The 14,628-nt window shown below is 36.4% G+C and carries 19 protein-coding genes; 6 read left to right on the forward strand and 13 right to left on the reverse strand.

What is annotated here, in order from left to right:
• Positions 1-60 precede the first annotated feature (60 nt).
• From fusA to C0975_RS05885, 8 genes are all read right to left on the reverse strand, one after another.
• Positions 61-2,163 (reverse strand): elongation factor G, encoded by a 2,103-nt coding sequence (fusA, locus tag C0975_RS05850; protein ID WP_101775464.1) that lies wholly within the window; start codon positions 2,161-2,163, stop codon positions 61-63.
• Positions 2,164-2,267: 104 nt separating this feature from the next.
• Positions 2,268-2,738, reverse strand: coding sequence for a 30S ribosomal protein S7 (rpsG, locus tag C0975_RS05855; RefSeq protein ID WP_101775465.1), 471 nt, complete (start codon positions 2,736-2,738; stop codon positions 2,268-2,270).
• A gap of 135 nt (positions 2,739-2,873) precedes the next feature.
• Positions 2,874-3,248 carry a 30S ribosomal protein S12 gene (gene rpsL, locus C0975_RS05860; protein ID WP_005717858.1) on the reverse strand — a complete coding sequence of 125 codons (375 nt, stop codon included), beginning with the start codon at positions 3,246-3,248 and terminating at the stop codon, positions 2,874-2,876.
• Between the two features lie 184 nt (positions 3,249-3,432).
• Positions 3,433-3,720 carry a sulfurtransferase complex subunit TusB gene (tusB, locus tag C0975_RS05865; RefSeq protein WP_101775466.1) on the reverse strand — a complete coding sequence of 96 codons (288 nt, stop codon included), beginning with the start codon at positions 3,718-3,720 and terminating at the stop codon, positions 3,433-3,435.
• A gap of 8 nt (positions 3,721-3,728) precedes the next feature.
• A complete protein-coding gene (gene tusC / locus C0975_RS05870; protein WP_174674046.1) occupies positions 3,729-4,088 on the reverse strand; it encodes a sulfurtransferase complex subunit TusC in 360 nt (119 codons plus the stop codon).
• The gene (gene tusD, locus C0975_RS05875) at positions 4,088-4,468 is read right to left on the reverse strand and encodes a sulfurtransferase complex subunit TusD (RefSeq protein ID WP_101775468.1); all 381 of its coding nucleotides are present in this window, start codon (positions 4,466-4,468) and stop codon (positions 4,088-4,090) included. The genes tusC and tusD overlap by 1 nt, the downstream gene beginning before the upstream one ends.
• Positions 4,468-5,139, reverse strand: a complete 672-nt coding sequence (locus C0975_RS05880; RefSeq protein ID WP_101775469.1) for a helix-turn-helix transcriptional regulator — start codon at positions 5,137-5,139, stop codon at positions 4,468-4,470. The genes tusD and C0975_RS05880 overlap by 1 nt, the downstream gene beginning before the upstream one ends.
• A gap of 75 nt (positions 5,140-5,214) precedes the next feature.
• Complete coding sequence (locus tag C0975_RS05885; protein WP_101775470.1) at positions 5,215-5,934, reverse strand: FKBP-type peptidyl-prolyl cis-trans isomerase; 720 nt, start codon at positions 5,932-5,934, stop codon at positions 5,215-5,217.
• Between the two features lie 86 nt (positions 5,935-6,020).
• Here C0975_RS05885 and C0975_RS05890 point away from each other — a divergent pair, with 86 nt between their 5' ends.
• Complete coding sequence (locus C0975_RS05890; protein ID WP_101775471.1) at positions 6,021-6,242, forward strand: SlyX family protein; 222 nt, start codon at positions 6,021-6,023, stop codon at positions 6,240-6,242.
• A 60-nt stretch (positions 6,243-6,302) separates the two neighbouring features.
• Here the strand turns inward: C0975_RS05890 and C0975_RS05895 are convergent, their stop codons facing one another.
• The gene (locus tag C0975_RS05895; protein ID WP_101775472.1) at positions 6,303-7,028 is read right to left on the reverse strand and encodes a glutathione peroxidase; all 726 of its coding nucleotides are present in this window, start codon (positions 7,026-7,028) and stop codon (positions 6,303-6,305) included.
• A 134-nt stretch (positions 7,029-7,162) separates the two neighbouring features.
• Here C0975_RS05895 and oxyR point away from each other — a divergent pair, with 134 nt between their 5' ends.
• Genes oxyR through C0975_RS05910 form a run of 3 tightly spaced genes read left to right on the forward strand, consistent with a single transcriptional unit; the run spans position 7,163 to position 9,209 of the window.
• Positions 7,163-8,059 carry a DNA-binding transcriptional regulator OxyR gene (oxyR, locus tag C0975_RS05900; protein WP_101775473.1) on the forward strand — a complete coding sequence of 299 codons (897 nt, stop codon included), beginning with the start codon at positions 7,163-7,165 and terminating at the stop codon, positions 8,057-8,059.
• A gap of 16 nt (positions 8,060-8,075) precedes the next feature.
• Positions 8,076-8,690: an HTH-type transcriptional repressor FabR gene (gene fabR, locus C0975_RS05905; protein ID WP_101775474.1), complete on the forward strand. Its 615-nt coding sequence runs from the start codon at positions 8,076-8,078 to the stop codon at positions 8,688-8,690.
• 15 nt (positions 8,691-8,705) lie between these two features.
• Positions 8,706-9,209, forward strand: coding sequence for a protein disulfide oxidoreductase (locus tag C0975_RS05910; protein ID WP_101775475.1), 504 nt, complete (start codon positions 8,706-8,708; stop codon positions 9,207-9,209).
• Positions 9,210-9,216: 7 nt separating this feature from the next.
• Here C0975_RS05910 and deoR read toward each other — a convergent pair whose 3' ends face one another.
• Both deoR and deoC read right to left on the reverse strand, forming a co-directional pair.
• Positions 9,217-9,969: a DNA-binding transcriptional repressor DeoR gene (gene deoR, locus C0975_RS05915; RefSeq protein WP_101775476.1), complete on the reverse strand. Its 753-nt coding sequence runs from the start codon at positions 9,967-9,969 to the stop codon at positions 9,217-9,219.
• Positions 9,970-9,987: 18 nt separating this feature from the next.
• Entirely contained in the window at positions 9,988-10,659 is a 672-nt protein-coding gene (deoC, locus tag C0975_RS05920; protein WP_101775477.1) for a deoxyribose-phosphate aldolase, read from the reverse strand.
• 359 nt (positions 10,660-11,018) lie between these two features.
• On the opposite strand from deoC, the gene rfaD reads away from it, so the two are divergent.
• Complete coding sequence (gene rfaD / locus C0975_RS05925; protein ID WP_101775478.1) at positions 11,019-11,948, forward strand: ADP-glyceromanno-heptose 6-epimerase; 930 nt, start codon at positions 11,019-11,021, stop codon at positions 11,946-11,948.
• Positions 11,949-11,997: 49 nt separating this feature from the next.
• Here rfaD and C0975_RS05930 read toward each other — a convergent pair whose 3' ends face one another.
• Positions 11,998-12,594: a cation diffusion facilitator family transporter gene (locus C0975_RS05930; RefSeq protein ID WP_101775479.1), complete on the reverse strand. Its 597-nt coding sequence runs from the start codon at positions 12,592-12,594 to the stop codon at positions 11,998-12,000.
• A gap of 75 nt (positions 12,595-12,669) precedes the next feature.
• Between C0975_RS05930 and C0975_RS05935 the strand changes: the two genes are divergently transcribed.
• Positions 12,670-13,074 (forward strand): MerR family transcriptional regulator, encoded by a 405-nt coding sequence (locus C0975_RS05935; RefSeq protein WP_101775480.1) that lies wholly within the window; start codon positions 12,670-12,672, stop codon positions 13,072-13,074.
• A gap of 94 nt (positions 13,075-13,168) precedes the next feature.
• Here the strand turns inward: C0975_RS05935 and C0975_RS05940 are convergent, their stop codons facing one another.
• The gene (locus tag C0975_RS05940) at positions 13,169-14,410 is read right to left on the reverse strand and encodes an MFS transporter (RefSeq protein ID WP_101775481.1); all 1,242 of its coding nucleotides are present in this window, start codon (positions 14,408-14,410) and stop codon (positions 13,169-13,171) included.
• Between the last annotated feature and the right edge of the window lie 218 nt (positions 14,411-14,628).

Genomic DNA, 14,628 nt, shown 5'->3' on the forward strand with positions numbered 1-14,628 from the left:
CGATTAAGTTTCCTCAGTAGATACCACAAGCCATTATGGCTTGTGGTTTGTTAAACAAAATTATTTTTTGCGAGCTTCAATAATTGCATCAGCAACATTTTTCGGCGCTTCTGCATACTTCAATGGTTCCATTGAGTATGAAGCACGACCTTGAGTTTGTGAACGAAGGTCAGTTGCATAACCAAACATCTCTGAAAGTGGTACTTCTGCATTGATCTTCACAACAAATTCATTTGCTTCTTGGCCGTTAACCATCGCACGACGACGGCTTAAATCACCAATTACATCACCTACGTAGTCTGGTGGCGTTTCAACTTCAACTTTCATGATTGGCTCAAGTAATACAGGGTTTGCTTTATTAAATGCAGCCTTAAATGCTAAAGATGCTGCTAATTTAAATGCAAGCTCAGATGAGTCAACATCATGATACGAACCGAAGTGTAAACGTACACCTAAATCTACTACTGGATAACCTGCTAATGGACCAGATTTAAGTTGTTCTTGAATACCTTTATCAACCGCAGGAATGTATTCACCAGGAATCACACCACCTTTGATTTCATTCACGAACTCGTAACCTGGACCCTCTGGTTCTAATGGATATAAGTCGATAACAACATGACCATATTGACCACGACCACCAGATTGTTTTGCGTGTTTACCTTCAACATCGTTAACGCGAGTACGGATTGTTTCACGGTAAGATACTTGTGGTTTACCAATATTCGCTTCAACTTTGAATTCACGACGCATACGGTCAACGATAATATCTAAGTGTAGCTCACCCATACCAGAAATAATAGTTTCACCAGATTCTTCATCAGTATGAACACGGAATGAAGGATCTTCTTGTGCAAGACGACCTAATGCAATACCCATTTTTTCTTGGTCTGCTTTAGTTTTCGGCTCAACTGCAACAGAAATGACTGGTTCAGGGAATTCCATACGCTCAAGAATAATTGGCGCATCTTGTGCACATAATGTATCGCCAGTACCAACATCTTTCAAACCAATTGCAGCTGCAATATCACCCGCGCGAACCTCTTTAATTTCTTCACGTTTATTCGCATGCATCTGTACGATACGACCAAAACGTTCACGTTTATCTTTTACAGAGTTTAATACTGTATCACCAGAGTTGATTACACCTGAATAAACACGGAAGAAAGTTAAGTTACCCACGAATGGGTCAGTTGCAATTTTGAATGCTAAAGCTGAGAACGGTTCATCATCACTTGCATGACGTTCACCTTCAGATTCATCTGGGTTGATACCTTTAATTGCAGGAATATCAGTTGGTGCAGGTAAATAATCGATTACCGCGTCAAGCATTGCTTGGACACCTTTATTTTTAAATGCTGAACCACAACAAACTGGAATAATTTCGCCAGATAATACACGTTGACGTAAACCAACTTTAATTTCTTCTTCAGTTAACTCTTCACCACTAAGGTATTTTTCCATTAACTCTTCTGAAGCTTCTGCTGCTGCCTCAACTAAATTTTGGCGCCATTCTTCACAAGCATCTAACATATCGGCAGGAATATCTTCATAGGTAAATGTCATACCTTGATCCGCATCATTCCAGTTAATTGCTTTCATTTTAATAAGATCAACAACACCTTTGAAATTATCTTCTGAACCGATCGGAAGTTGTAAAGGCACTGAATTACCACCTAAACGTGTTTTGATTTGCTCAACGACACGTAGGAAGTTAGCACCTGTACGGTCCATTTTATTTACGAAAGCAACACGAGGAACTTGGTATTTATTTGCTTGACGCCATACAGTTTCAGATTGTGGTTGAACACCGCCTACCGCACAATAAACCATTACAGCCCCATCTAGAACACGCATTGAACGCTCTACTTCAATCGTAAAGTCAACGTGTCCTGGAGTATCAATAACGTTAATACGGTGTTGTGGGTATTGTTTAGACATACCAGACCAGAATGCTGTTGTTGCAGCAGAAGTGATTGTGATACCACGTTCTTGCTCTTGCTCCATCCAGTCCATAGTAGCTGCACCATCGTGCACCTCACCAAGTTTGTGACTCACACCTGTATAGAAAAGGATACGCTCGGAAGTTGTGGTTTTACCTGCGTCAATGTGAGCACTGATACCAATGTTACGGTATCTTTCAATAGGGGTTGTACGTGCCATTATTATTTCCTTGCTGGAATTCAATATTAAATTTTAAATATGTATAAGGCTTCACCACATAATTAAATGAGATGAAGCCTAAAAAACGTAATTGCTTAAACTAATTACCAACGGTAATGAGCAAACGCTTTGTTAGCTTCAGCCATACGGTGAACATCTTCACGTTTTTTCACTGCTGCACCTTTGTTATCTGACGCATCAGATAACTCGTTAGCTAAACGTAAAGCCATTGATTTATCACCACGTTTACGTGCAGCTTCAACAATCCAACGCATACCTAATGCGTTACGACGTACTGGGCGTACTTCAACTGGTACTTGATAAGTAGAACCACCCACACGGCGAGATTTAACCTCAACAGTTGGGCGTACGTTTTCAAGTGCTGCTTCAAAAGCTTCTAATGCTTCTTTACCAGTACGTTGTGCTAACGTATCTAATGCACTATAAACGATTTTTTCTGCGATAGATTTTTTACCATCTACCATTAAAACATTGATAAATTTTGCAAGCAATTCTGATCCGAACTTTGGATCTGGAAGGATCTTGCGTTGACCTACAACACGACGACGTGGCATTGTAATTTCTCCGTATTAAAAATTCAGGATATCCAAAACTCATCTTTAATGCGATATCTATCGCTTATTGACTGGAGTTTATGGTTTAAATAGTTTTACTAATTTAGACGTTTGGCCTTACTTAACGGAGAACCATTAAGATTTAGGACGCTTAACGCCGTATTTAGAACGACCTTGTTTACGATCTTTAACGCCAGCACAGTCTAATGCACCGCGTACAGTGTGATAACGCACACCTGGTAAGTCTTTAACACGACCGCCACGGATAAGCACAACACTGTGCTCTTGAAGGTTATGGCCTTCACCGCCGATATAAGAAGTTACTTCGTAACCGTTAGTTAAGCGAATACGGCATACTTTACGTAATGCTGAGTTCGGTTTTTTAGGTGTAGTTGTGTATACACGTGTGCACACACCACGTTTCTGCGGGCAAGCCTCTAATGCAGGAACGTTACTTTTTACAACCTTTTTCACACGCGGTTTGCGTACTAGCTGGTTGATAGTTGCCATTAAAAAAGCTCCAGTATTAAAAATTATTCATAAAAGAATGTTTATCTTCAAAACCTATTCCATACAGGAATAGACGCTGAATTTTAATCTTCAATAGGGGCGATGTCAAGAAATAAGCAGAAACTCTTTGGAAATCATAAGAATTTGTGGTTTACCGTAAATCCTAGCTTCAACTCACTCTTAACTAAAGTGCAAATTGTGGAAAATATTGTTCTGTTAATTGAATAAATTGCGATAAATCAATGACTTTTATCTTGTTATTTAAAGTGAGTAATGGCGCTAAATGACGAGCCTTAATGTCATTTTCTAAAACAAAACATGGTGCGCTTGTTTGTTGCAATAGCAAAGGGAATTTAAGTAGTAGCAAAACACCATCTTGCCATAACAAGATAGCATCTTGTTCAGTGATATGTTGTATATAGCGCTCAAGTTCATTGACATCATAGCTTGCTTGCGAAAAAGTATAGAGCATATTACCTCTTAAAAAGTTAATATTTTTTCTGCTTGACGAAGTTTTTCAACTAACAAAGTGCGGCTTATTTTTTCACAAGAAATGACTTGTTGCTGTTCAGTTAATCCCAATTGAGTTAATGAATCATAGCAGACATAACGTTGCTCAATTGCATAGAGGTCTAATAGCTTTAATCCGCTGATAAAATCTTTCTGTAAAATCAATTCTGGCTGTTGCTGTGCTAATAAATTAAATACACCATCATCAATAAAAAAAACCGCAATATCTTCTTCATTACAGAAAGCTGTTGCAGCTAATAAAGCATCTAGCCCTTCACGACTTGCTGAAGATCCGTGAGGTGCAGAACGAAAAACAAAAGCGATTTTAATCATAATGTCAAAACTCTATCAGCTTCTAATAAAGCTTGATTAAACTCACCTAACCCAGCTAACACAAAATGTGCAGCTAAATTAGTTTGCGAGGCTTTTGGCGCAGTTTGCGTATCTACCACACCACGGCGTTGTGCTGCTGCAATACATAAATGAAGCGGTACATGATATTGTCTCGAAAAATCTTGCCATGCTGCTTGTAAGTGAAATTCATCGTTAGCAGGATAAACAAATTCATTACCAATAGTCACGCCTTGTTGAAAAAAGAAAATCTGGCTAATTTGATGCCCTTGCTCAATTAAAGCCTGTGCGATTTGATAAGCCAAATATCCACCCTGTGCACCATAAATCGGCTGTTTTATACAAAGTACATAACGCATTATCTTTGTTCGTCCGAATCTTGTTTCACTTGGCGAATATACAAATAGACTGTATGACGCGAAATATCTAGACGCTCTGCCACTAAATTAATTGCATCTTTAATGTCAAAAATACCTTTCTCATACAATGAAATAACGATCTGGCGATTTTTATTGTTATTTGACACCATACGATCTGCTGTCACTTCTTCAATTGTTTTTTCAACAGTTTGTGCGACAAGTTCTTCAACTGAACTTGCAAAATTAACACTTGAGGTTTCTTGCTGTTCTTGAGTCGGCATAAATGCCTGCATAAATTCAGAAACGGGAACATCCAAATTAATATTAATACATAATAATCCAATAATCCGCTGGCTTTTATTGCGAATTGCAATAGTTACTGACTTCATCAAACCTTTACTTTTTGCTCGAGTAAAGTAAGGTTTAGATACACTATCAGTTTGCATATTATGTAATGATTTCAATGCTAAATCCGTAATTGGTGAACCGATCTGGCGATTAGTGTTATGTCCATTAGCAATGCAAATCGTTGAATGTTCTAGATCTTCTAAAGAATGGAGCACAATTTCACAATGACGACCGATAAGTGCACTGACGCCATCCACTACCGCTTTATAAGAATTCAAAATGGCTTTATCTTCATCTGTAAAAGGTCGTTTATCAGTTAACATTGCCTTATTCTCAATTATTAAAAAATAAATGACCGCACTCTCGTACTTAAGACAACAGTGCGGTCGTTTTTTCAATTATTTTTTCGCTTCAGGTTTTACATCCACAACTTCAACTTCAAAATATAACGTTGAATCAGGAGGAATGATACCGGCCCCCTGCTTAGCATATCCGAGTTCTGATGGTAATACTAATTCAATTTTGCCACCTTTTTTAATAAGTTGTAACCCTTCAGTCCAGCCCGGTACAAGCTGATTTAACTTAAGTGAAATAGGATTACCATCGGTACTATCAAAAACCTGACCATTTGGTAGCTTACCTGTATAATTTACGACAACAAAATCTGTTGCATTAATTTGCTCACCTTCTCCTATTTTTTCAATACGATATAACAGTCCTGATTTTGTTTTTTTCACTCCTGCTTTTTTAGCAAATTCAGCACGATATTTGTCACCTTCTTCTTTTGCTTGTTTCGCAATGGCTGCTAATTGTTTTTCTTGCTCTTGTTGCATTTTCTCTTGTACTGAGCGCAAGGTATTAATCACTTGCTCATTGGACGCAAGATCCGTTTTACCGGCTAATACATCTTCTACACCCGCTAACAAACGTGCATTATCATATTTAATGATACCTTTTTGTGTATCAATAATGTCTTTGGCATTGGAACCCAATAATACGCCGACAGCATAAGAAGCGTCATCATTAAATTTTTTCTCATCCGTATTAGCTAAAACTGCACTAGAAACTAGCGCACTTATCATTAAAGTAATCGCAGAAAATTTTTGAATTTTAAACATAATGTCTAATCCTTTATAATAAAAAACGAATTGAGATAGGTTAAAACGGAATGACCAAATTCACAACCTTTATTTGGAGTTTATTTATGCAAATTCAAGAAAAATTGGAACAACGCATTGCGGAATTAGAAATGAAAACCACGTTCCAAGAAAATTTACTAGATGAGTTAAACCAGTCGCTTATTGAGCAACAATTTGCGTTAGATAAAATGCAAGTGCAATTGCGTTATTTAGTAAATAAATTAAAAGATATGCAACCCTCTAACATCGCGAGCCAAGCCGAAGAAACGCCACCTCCACATTATTAATCTTTCATTAAACAAAAAAGTGCAGCATAACCGCACTTTTTTCATTTGTTTATTGCTTAATTAAGCAAAATATTTTTCTAGCTCGTCACTACCGCCAATATATTGACCACCGATAAATACCTGCGGCACACTTGTTTTGCCAGTAATGGCACGAACTGAAATTGTACTCGCGTCACGACCTAACACAATCTCTTCAAAAGTATAACCTTTCTCTTTTAATAAGGCTTTTGCTTTTGCACAGAATGGGCAACCTGGTTTAGTGATAACAGACACTGATGGCTTAGCTTGCCACTCAGGTTTAAGATATTTCATCATTGTATCTGCATCAGAAACTTTGAATGGATCACCTGGCTCTTGTGGTTCAATAAACATTTTTTCAACCACACCATTACGTACTAACATAGAATAGCGCCAAGAACGCTTACCAAAGCCTAAATCTTCTTTACTGACTAACATCCCCATACCTTCAGTAAATTCACCATTACCATCTGGAATCACAATTACATTTTCAGATTCTTGATCGGCTTTCCAAGCATTCATCACAAAAGTATCATTGACAGACATACAAATAATGCTATCAACACCCAATGCTTTGAACTCGCAAGCAAGTTCATTATAACGTGGCAAATGTGTTGATGAACAAGTTGGCGTAAACGCGCCTGGTAATGAGAAAAGTACTACCGTTTTATTATCAAATAAATCTGCGCTGGTTACATCAACCCACTGATCACCTTGACGAGTATGAAATGTCACTTGAGGAACTTTCTTTCCTTCCATTGTTGCCATAAAAGATCTCCTATATGTTGAGCAATAAATGTAAAACGAATCTTACTCCTTTATGAATTATAGTCAAATTTATGGTATAGTTTCGGGCAATTGGTCCGATCTTTTTAATTGTTTGTTTCAATGATGAGGTAAAAATGAATATCCGCGATCTAGAATATTTCGTGGCGCTTGCAGAACATAAACATTTTCGCCGTGCGGCTGATTCCTGTCATGTAAGTCAGCCTACATTAAGTGGTCAAATTCGTAAGCTTGAAGATGAGCTAGGGATAATATTATTAGAACGAACAAGCCGTAAAGTCCTCTTTACGCAATCAGGCTTATTACTCGTTGATCAAGCAAGAGCAGTGTTACGAGAAGTAAAATTACTCAAAGAAATGGCAAGTAACCAAGGTAAAGAAATGACAGGACCAATACATATTGGAGTCATCCCAACTGTAGGTCCTTATTTATTACCTTATATTATGCCTGTACTCAAAGAAGCCTTTCCTGATTTAGAACTTTTCCTCTATGAAGCACAAACTAATCAACTTTTAGAACAATTGGAAACAGGTCACCTAGATTGTGCCATTATTGCATCAGTACGCGAAGCGGAAGCTTTTATTGAAGTCCCTATTTTTAATGAAAAAATGCTACTTGCTGTCAGTGATTCCCACCCATGGGCAAATGAAAAAGCCATTGAAATGAGTAAACTTAACGGTTGTGAAATGTTGATGTTAGATGATGGACATTGTTTACGCGACCAAACTATTGGTTACTGTTTTAGCGCGGGAGCAAAAGAAAATGCACATTTTCAGGCAACTAGCCTAGAAACCTTACGTAACATGGTTGCTGCAAATGCGGGGATCACTTTCATGCCTCAACTCGCTGTCATGAACGAAGGGAAACGTACTGGCGTTAAATATATTGCCTGTTATACGCCAGAGCCTTCGCGCAGTATTAATTTAGTGTATCGCCCCGGTTCACCACTGCGTACTCGTTACGAAAGAATTGCTCAAACAGTCAGCCATGCTGTCAATGAAATTCTATCTTAAAAAGTAAGGAAAAAAGATGGCAGGAGTGAGAGCCTTACAAAAAGAAAAAACCAGACGTGCATTAATTAGTGCAGCCTTTAATCAGCTTACTGCAGAACAAAGTTTCTCTAACTTGAGCTTACGTGAAGTTGCCCGAGAAGCAGGTATTGCTCCGACCTCATTTTATCGCCACTTCAAAGATATGGATGAACTTGGCTTAACTATGGTGGATGAAGCAGGGCTGGTGTTACGTCAATTAATGCGCCAAGCACGCAAACGCTTAGAGAAAGGCGGTAGCGTGATTGTCATTTCCGTTGATACGTTCTTTGAATTTATTACGAATAGCCCTAATATGTTCCGCCTATTATTACGCGAAAGCTCAGGCACATCGCAGGCTTTTAGAACCGCAACTGCACGCGAAATTAAGCATTTTGTTGACGAATTGACTGAATATATTGCTCATCGTAACAGTTACTCACAATATGTTGCGCAAGTTCAAGCTGAAGGTATGGTCACTATCGTTTTCACCGCTGGTGCAAATGCATTGGATATGGGTAAAACAGAGCGTGAACAACTTAAACAACGGGTAATTTTGCAATTGCGTATGCTTGCCAAAGGCGCAGAGCAAATGAATCTCAAAGATATCGAATAATCTCCCGTCACAATGATGAGCAAAATTCGTAAACTCTTAACCTCTTTACTTTCACTTGCATTGACTTTAATCATCATGAGTGCTTTGCTTGATTTCATACGTCGACCAAATATACCTGTTAATGCCACAACAACTGTACTCATGGATCTAAAAAATCAGCCGTTTCTCCTCGCTCAACTCAACCAAACACAGCCTACTATTTTGTATTTTTGGGGAAGCTGGTGTGGATATTGTCAATATACCTCACCAATAATACATGCGCTGGCAGAGGAGGGATATCCTGTTGTCTCTGTTGCATTAAGTTCTGGCGATAACGAAACTGTACAAACCTATTTAGCCAAATACCACTATAGTTTTACGACAGTCAATGATCCACAAGGGGAATTAAGTCGACAATGGCAAATTGCAGTGACGCCCACGATTATTATTTTGGATAAAGGGGAAATGTCGTTTGTGACAACAGGTTTAACTACCTATTGGGGTATGAAAGTGCGGTTACTTTTAACTAAGTTTTTTTAATTTAACTTTATTTGGTTGTACAAGTAATGATTTGATCTGCAAACTCTGTTGGCGCAGGCTGATCACAAATTAAGATGTCAAACGCATCTAAATTCGCGATGTAAGCTTGTTGTATTTGATGAAATTTAGCATGATCTACTACTAAAATAGACTGCTGTGTCCTTGCCATCGCCACTTGTTTGACTCTTGCCTCATCAAAATTGAAACAGGTCACACCTTGTTTTAAATCAACACCTGCCGCAGAAATGAATGCTTTATTTGTACGAATCATTTCGAGTTCTGTTTGAGATTGGATTGGTGTTAAGAAAGCATTATGACGTGAATAACGACCACCACATAAAATCACTTCACAATTTGGCTTTTCTTGTAATATGAGAAAAGTATTAATAGAACAACAAACAGCAGTAAAGTTTAGATGATGATCAATCTCTGTCGCAATAAATGGAATTGTTGAGCCACAATCAAAGAAAACCACATCACCTTCTTCAACTAAGCTAGCTGCAATTTTCGCTAGCTGCATTTTTTCCGCCGTATTTTTTCCTTGATGTTCAAAAATTTGATACTGCTTGTTACCCTGCTTTTTGGGGTCTTTAACAATATAACCACCTAATAAAATAATTGAGCTTGCACAGGAGCTAAGATCTCGCCGAATAGTCATTTCAGACACTTTTAATATTTCAGCTGCCTCTCGCAAGTGAATCTTATCCATTTGCTTCAATAAAAATTCCAATTTTTGAATGCGAGAATTCATCTTGTCCATAGCAAGCTCAATCACTTATTAATAGGTGCTGTTTACATCCTGTAAACCATTAATAATTGCAATCCCTGCACTCGCACCAATACGTGTTGCACCAGCAGCAATCATCGCTACTGCTGTTGCCGTATCACGCACACCGCCAGACGCTTTCACTCCAATATCGCCTACGGTCTGTTTCATCAAGGCAACATCTTCCACAGTTGCCCCACCACTGCTGAAACCTGTCGACGTTTTCACAAACGCTACATTTAATTGTTTACAAATTTCACATGCTTTAACAATTTCCTCTTTTGCTAATAAGCATGTTTCTAAAATCACTTTTAAGGGTTTATTTGCGCAAGCTACTAATACTTCTGCAACATCTGCACGGACAGCATCCCATTTATTAGATTTAATTAATCCGATGTTAATGACCATATCAATTTCATCTGCGCCAGCTTGAATTGCTTGGCTTGCTTCAAATGCTTTGACTGAACTCAAGTTAGCCCCTAAAGGAAAACCCACCACTGTACAAATTTTTACATCTGTACCAGCAAGTTTTTCCTTTGCTAAAGGAATATAAGCTGAATTAATACAGACAGACCAAAATTTATTCTCAATTGCTTCATCACATAATTGAAGAATATCTTGTTCGGTTTTCTCTGCGGTTAACGCCGTATGATCAATAAATTGTGCAATTTCTTTTGCGTCCATATATCTTCCTCGTTGACAATTTGTATGCGAAATAAACTATATGGTCATATTATACATCAAAATCAAAAGAAAAATGTGACGAGGTTAACAAAAAACTCATTATTTGTGAAAAATATAACATTTTATTATTAAAAAAAACAGTATGATTTTTCTGGCACGATTGAGCTTGTATAAAATTAAATCATTTCTTCTTTGCATATCAATTCCTTCTATTATAAAAACGGTCAAAACAGACATAAAAATGATAATAAGGATTTTGAGCAAACATCAAAAACTCACATAGCATACAAAATACTTAAACACATCCGTCATAAAATCCATTACAATACATTAAGTATTAACCAACAGAGGACAAGATCATGATTATCGTAACTGGCGGTGCTGGATTTATTGGTAGTAACATTGTAAAAGCCTTAAATGAACTTGGGCGTACAGATATTTTGGTGGTAGATAACTTAAAAGATGGTACCAAATTCGCAAACTTAGTAGATTTAGATATTGCTGATTATTGTGACAAAGAAGATTTTATTGCTTCTATTGTGGCGGGTGATGATTTAGGTGATATTGATGCCATTTTCCATGAAGGTGCTTGTTCTGCGACTACTGAATGGGACGGCAAATACATCATGCACAATAATTATGAATATTCAAAAGAATTATTACATTATTGCTTAGATCGTGAAATTCCGTTCTTCTATGCTTCATCCGCAGCCACCTATGGCGATAAAACCGAATTTCGCGAAGAACGTCAATTTGAAGCACCATTAAACGTGTATGGGTATTCAAAATTCTTATTTGACCAATATGTACGGGCGATTTTACCAGAAGCAAACTCACCTGTCTGTGGCTTCCGCTATTTCAATGTGTACGGTCCACGCGAAAATCACAAAGGTTCAATGGCAAGTGTCGCCTTCCATTTAAACAACCAAATTTTAAAAGGTGAAAATCCAAAATTATTCGCAGGAAGTGAACACTTCCGCCGTGACTTCGTATATGTAGGTGATGTAGCGGCAGTAAATATTTGGTGCTGGCAAAACAATATTTCAGGTATCTATAATTTAGGCACAGGTAATGCTGAATCTTTCCAAGAAGTAGCAAAAGCCGTAGTAAAATTCCATGATAAGACTGAAGCAGATATTGAAACTATCCCATTCCCAGCGCATTTAAAGAGCCGCTATCAAGAATATACACAAGCTAACTTAGACAAGTTACGTGCAACTGGCTATGACAAGCCATTTAAAACTGTTGCGCAAGGTGTCGCGGAATATATGGCATGGTTAAATAAATAAAACATCAAAAGTGCGGTCAAAAATTTGAAAATTTCGACCGCACTTTTCTCTACTCCACCCCCAATAACGCTTCTTTTATAATTGCATAGCCACTTTTTAAAACAAATAAACTCAAAATGAAACTGGCGATAATATCAACCCATATCCAATTAAATAGATATGCACTTAAGCCAGCGCTAATCGCGACAATTGAACCCAATAGATCCGCTAACACATGCAAATAAGCCGCGCGAAGATTGAGATTTGCTTGATCGCCTTTTAACATCAAGTGAGCAACAACCACATTTACTAACAAGCCTAATACCGCAACAATTAACATTGGTAATGAAGCAATCTGTTGTGGATATTGCCAACGTTCAATTGCCTCCCAAATAATGTAAATAGCAACTAACAATAAAGAAAACCCATTTAATATCGCTACTCGACGTTGATTTTGTGGATTTAAATACAGCGCAATTAATGCAATCAACAGAGCAAAACTATCATTTGCATCCGCGATTAATGCTAAGCTATTAACGTAATAACCACTTAAAAATTCAATGATCATGAAACTGGTAATGAGCATAAAACTTAACGCAAGGATTTTACGATTCTCCGTATGAAGATGCTCATGAATATGATCATGTTTCGGCTGCAGAGGTGACATATTACTTTCCTTTTCATTACGAATGACTTTACTTACAATGGTAAAGTCTGTAGTCACTACAAGGTCAAGCTCGCTATGACAACTTTTTTTAAAATAAATGAATTAAGTAAAAAAACCAATATTCATATCGAAACAATTCGTTATTACGAAAAAATTGGTTTATTACCTAAACCACAACGCAGCACAAATGGTTACCGTTTATACGATGAGAAAACAGTACAATGTTTAGAATTTATTAAAACTTGTCGAACACTCGGTTTTAGTATTGAAGAAACCAAGCAACTACACCAACTGCAAACTAACCCGAAAGCGGATTGTCAAAATGCTGATGAAATCATCCGCCACCATTTGAATCAAGTACAAGAAAAAATTCAACAACTCAAAAAAATTGAACAATTTTTACAAACTCTCTCAACTTGTGACAAGCATAGCATTGCCCATTGCAAAGTAATGAGCGGATTAAGGATGAGAAAAGGTTAAAAAAGTATCATAAACACAGTGAAACAACTAAAAATAACTGCCTAATTAACTCAAAAAGTTATTCAGGCAGTACTTATGACAAAGCAGCTTATAGTTAAAAATGCAACATTTGTTTTGCTCGATCAACAGGTGAATTAATAAAACCAATCACAGCTTGATTAAAGAGAAAAATCCCAATAGCAATGCCAACTAATACAATGTTCGTGAGCAAAATAAATGGGATACCTAATGTATCAATTAATCCACCAGTGAATAAAGTCGATAAAGGAACACTGATATTACCAAAAAACGACATATTTAACAGAACTTTGGTTCTAATTGCCGGATCCAGCGTTTTTAGCAAATGAGAATCAACCGTGACATTAATCCAATTTCTTGCGATACCAATCATTATCATAGCAAAGATAAAAACATTGCTATAATAAGAAAAATAAATGCAGACTAACCCCAGAATAAATAAACAAGATGAAAAGACCATAAATAAATGCATATAACTGAATTGCGCTTTGATTTTTTCATACAAATAACTTCCTAAAATAATACCAATACTCATACCCGACATAGAAAAGCTATAGTCAAAAGAACTCATTTTCATTATTTCTTTTATAATATAAATAATAATTAATTGAAGTGGTCCAAAAACAATCCCCATAATCATACTGTAGAAAAACAACCCTCTAATCACATCACTAGTAATTGTATATTTAACACCCAATAACAAATCATCAAAAAATTTAATATTTTTATTTAAATTAACATTACTGTAAACATTAATTAAATTTATTAAAAAAATAGAGAGTATACTTAAAATAAGATAAATCGAGAATGCAATAATAAAATCAAAATATGCCACTATTGCGCCACCAAAAATCAAGCCTAATATACTAATAGCAGAGTTTAAACGCATTATAATGTTATTAGCCTCTGTAATACGATTTTCTTCAACAAGATCGACAATAAAACTAGTACTACCAATGCGGACTATTCCATTACCTAAAGAGAAAAAGGTTTGAAAAACCATAAGATAAAAAATATCTAATAACAAAAAATCATAAATAATGATTAATGTGATAAATGCGCTAATTTGAATCAACATTCCAATTTGAATTAGCTTTTTTCGACTAAATTTATCACCTAATGGTGAAAGCAAAAAACTGGTACTGATATAAATAATAGTTGCGGGAATTAAAGTGTAGCTCACATATATTGCTTTTTGATAAGTATCTAATATCCACCAATTGATTGAAATATTCGTTGCTATGCTCGTTAAGCTACTCAATAAAAAAGAGAAACGATATAACCAAAAATTTTTTCCTAAAGATAAGAAATTTTTCATATTTTCTCCTCAATACGAATATTGTAATGAAGATTACATAACTTATTACTAAATACAACATATTAAGATTACTATACTACGAATATCGTTCAAAGAATGTATTGGTTTTCGATAAATAATATACTTTATCTCGTTTTTCTTTCTCTTGCTTGTAAAAATTAAATCCTAGTAAAGGCTGTTATTAAACAATAATACCTAACACAATAAGTCTCAGAAAA

This window comes from Pasteurella oralis, assembly GCF_002850605.1.
In the GTDB taxonomy this organism is placed as follows: domain Bacteria; phylum Pseudomonadota; class Gammaproteobacteria; order Enterobacterales; family Pasteurellaceae; genus Pasteurella; species Pasteurella oralis.

Bases quoted from the DNA above. Each gene is read 5' to 3' on its own strand.
- fusA (WP_101775464.1), bottom strand. From the start codon at position 2,163: ATGGCACGTACAACCCCTATTGAAAGATACCGTAACATTGGTATCAGT.
- rpsG (WP_101775465.1), bottom strand. From the start codon at position 2,738: ATGCCACGTCGTCGTGTTGTAGGTCAACGCAAGATCCTTCCAGATCCA.
- rpsL (WP_005717858.1), bottom strand. From the start codon at position 3,248: ATGGCAACTATCAACCAGCTAGTACGCAAACCGCGTGTGAAAAAGGTT.
- tusB (WP_101775466.1), bottom strand. From the start codon at position 3,720: ATGCTCTATACTTTTTCGCAAGCAAGCTATGATGTCAATGAACTTGAG.
- tusD (WP_101775468.1), bottom strand. From the start codon at position 4,468: ATGCGTTATGTACTTTGTATAAAACAGCCGATTTATGGTGCACAGGGT.
- C0975_RS05880 (WP_101775469.1), bottom strand. From the start codon at position 5,139: ATGTTAACTGATAAACGACCTTTTACAGATGAAGATAAAGCCATTTTG.
- C0975_RS05885 (WP_101775470.1), bottom strand. From the start codon at position 5,934: ATGTTTAAAATTCAAAAATTTTCTGCGATTACTTTAATGATAAGTGCG.
- C0975_RS05890 (WP_101775471.1), top strand. From the start codon at position 6,021: ATGCAAATTCAAGAAAAATTGGAACAACGCATTGCGGAATTAGAAATG.
- C0975_RS05895 (WP_101775472.1), bottom strand. From the start codon at position 7,028: ATGGCAACAATGGAAGGAAAGAAAGTTCCTCAAGTGACATTTCATACT.
- oxyR (WP_101775473.1), top strand. From the start codon at position 7,163: ATGAATATCCGCGATCTAGAATATTTCGTGGCGCTTGCAGAACATAAA.
- fabR (WP_101775474.1), top strand. From the start codon at position 8,076: ATGGCAGGAGTGAGAGCCTTACAAAAAGAAAAAACCAGACGTGCATTA.
- C0975_RS05910 (WP_101775475.1), top strand. From the start codon at position 8,706: ATGAGCAAAATTCGTAAACTCTTAACCTCTTTACTTTCACTTGCATTG.
- deoR (WP_101775476.1), bottom strand. From the start codon at position 9,969: ATGGACAAGATGAATTCTCGCATTCAAAAATTGGAATTTTTATTGAAG.
- deoC (WP_101775477.1), bottom strand. From the start codon at position 10,659: ATGGACGCAAAAGAAATTGCACAATTTATTGATCATACGGCGTTAACC.
- rfaD (WP_101775478.1), top strand. From the start codon at position 11,019: ATGATTATCGTAACTGGCGGTGCTGGATTTATTGGTAGTAACATTGTA.
- C0975_RS05930 (WP_101775479.1), bottom strand. From the start codon at position 12,594: ATGTCACCTCTGCAGCCGAAACATGATCATATTCATGAGCATCTTCAT.
- C0975_RS05935 (WP_101775480.1), top strand. From the start codon at position 12,670: ATGACAACTTTTTTTAAAATAAATGAATTAAGTAAAAAAACCAATATT.
- C0975_RS05940 (WP_101775481.1), bottom strand. From the start codon at position 14,410: ATGAAAAATTTCTTATCTTTAGGAAAAAATTTTTGGTTATATCGTTTC.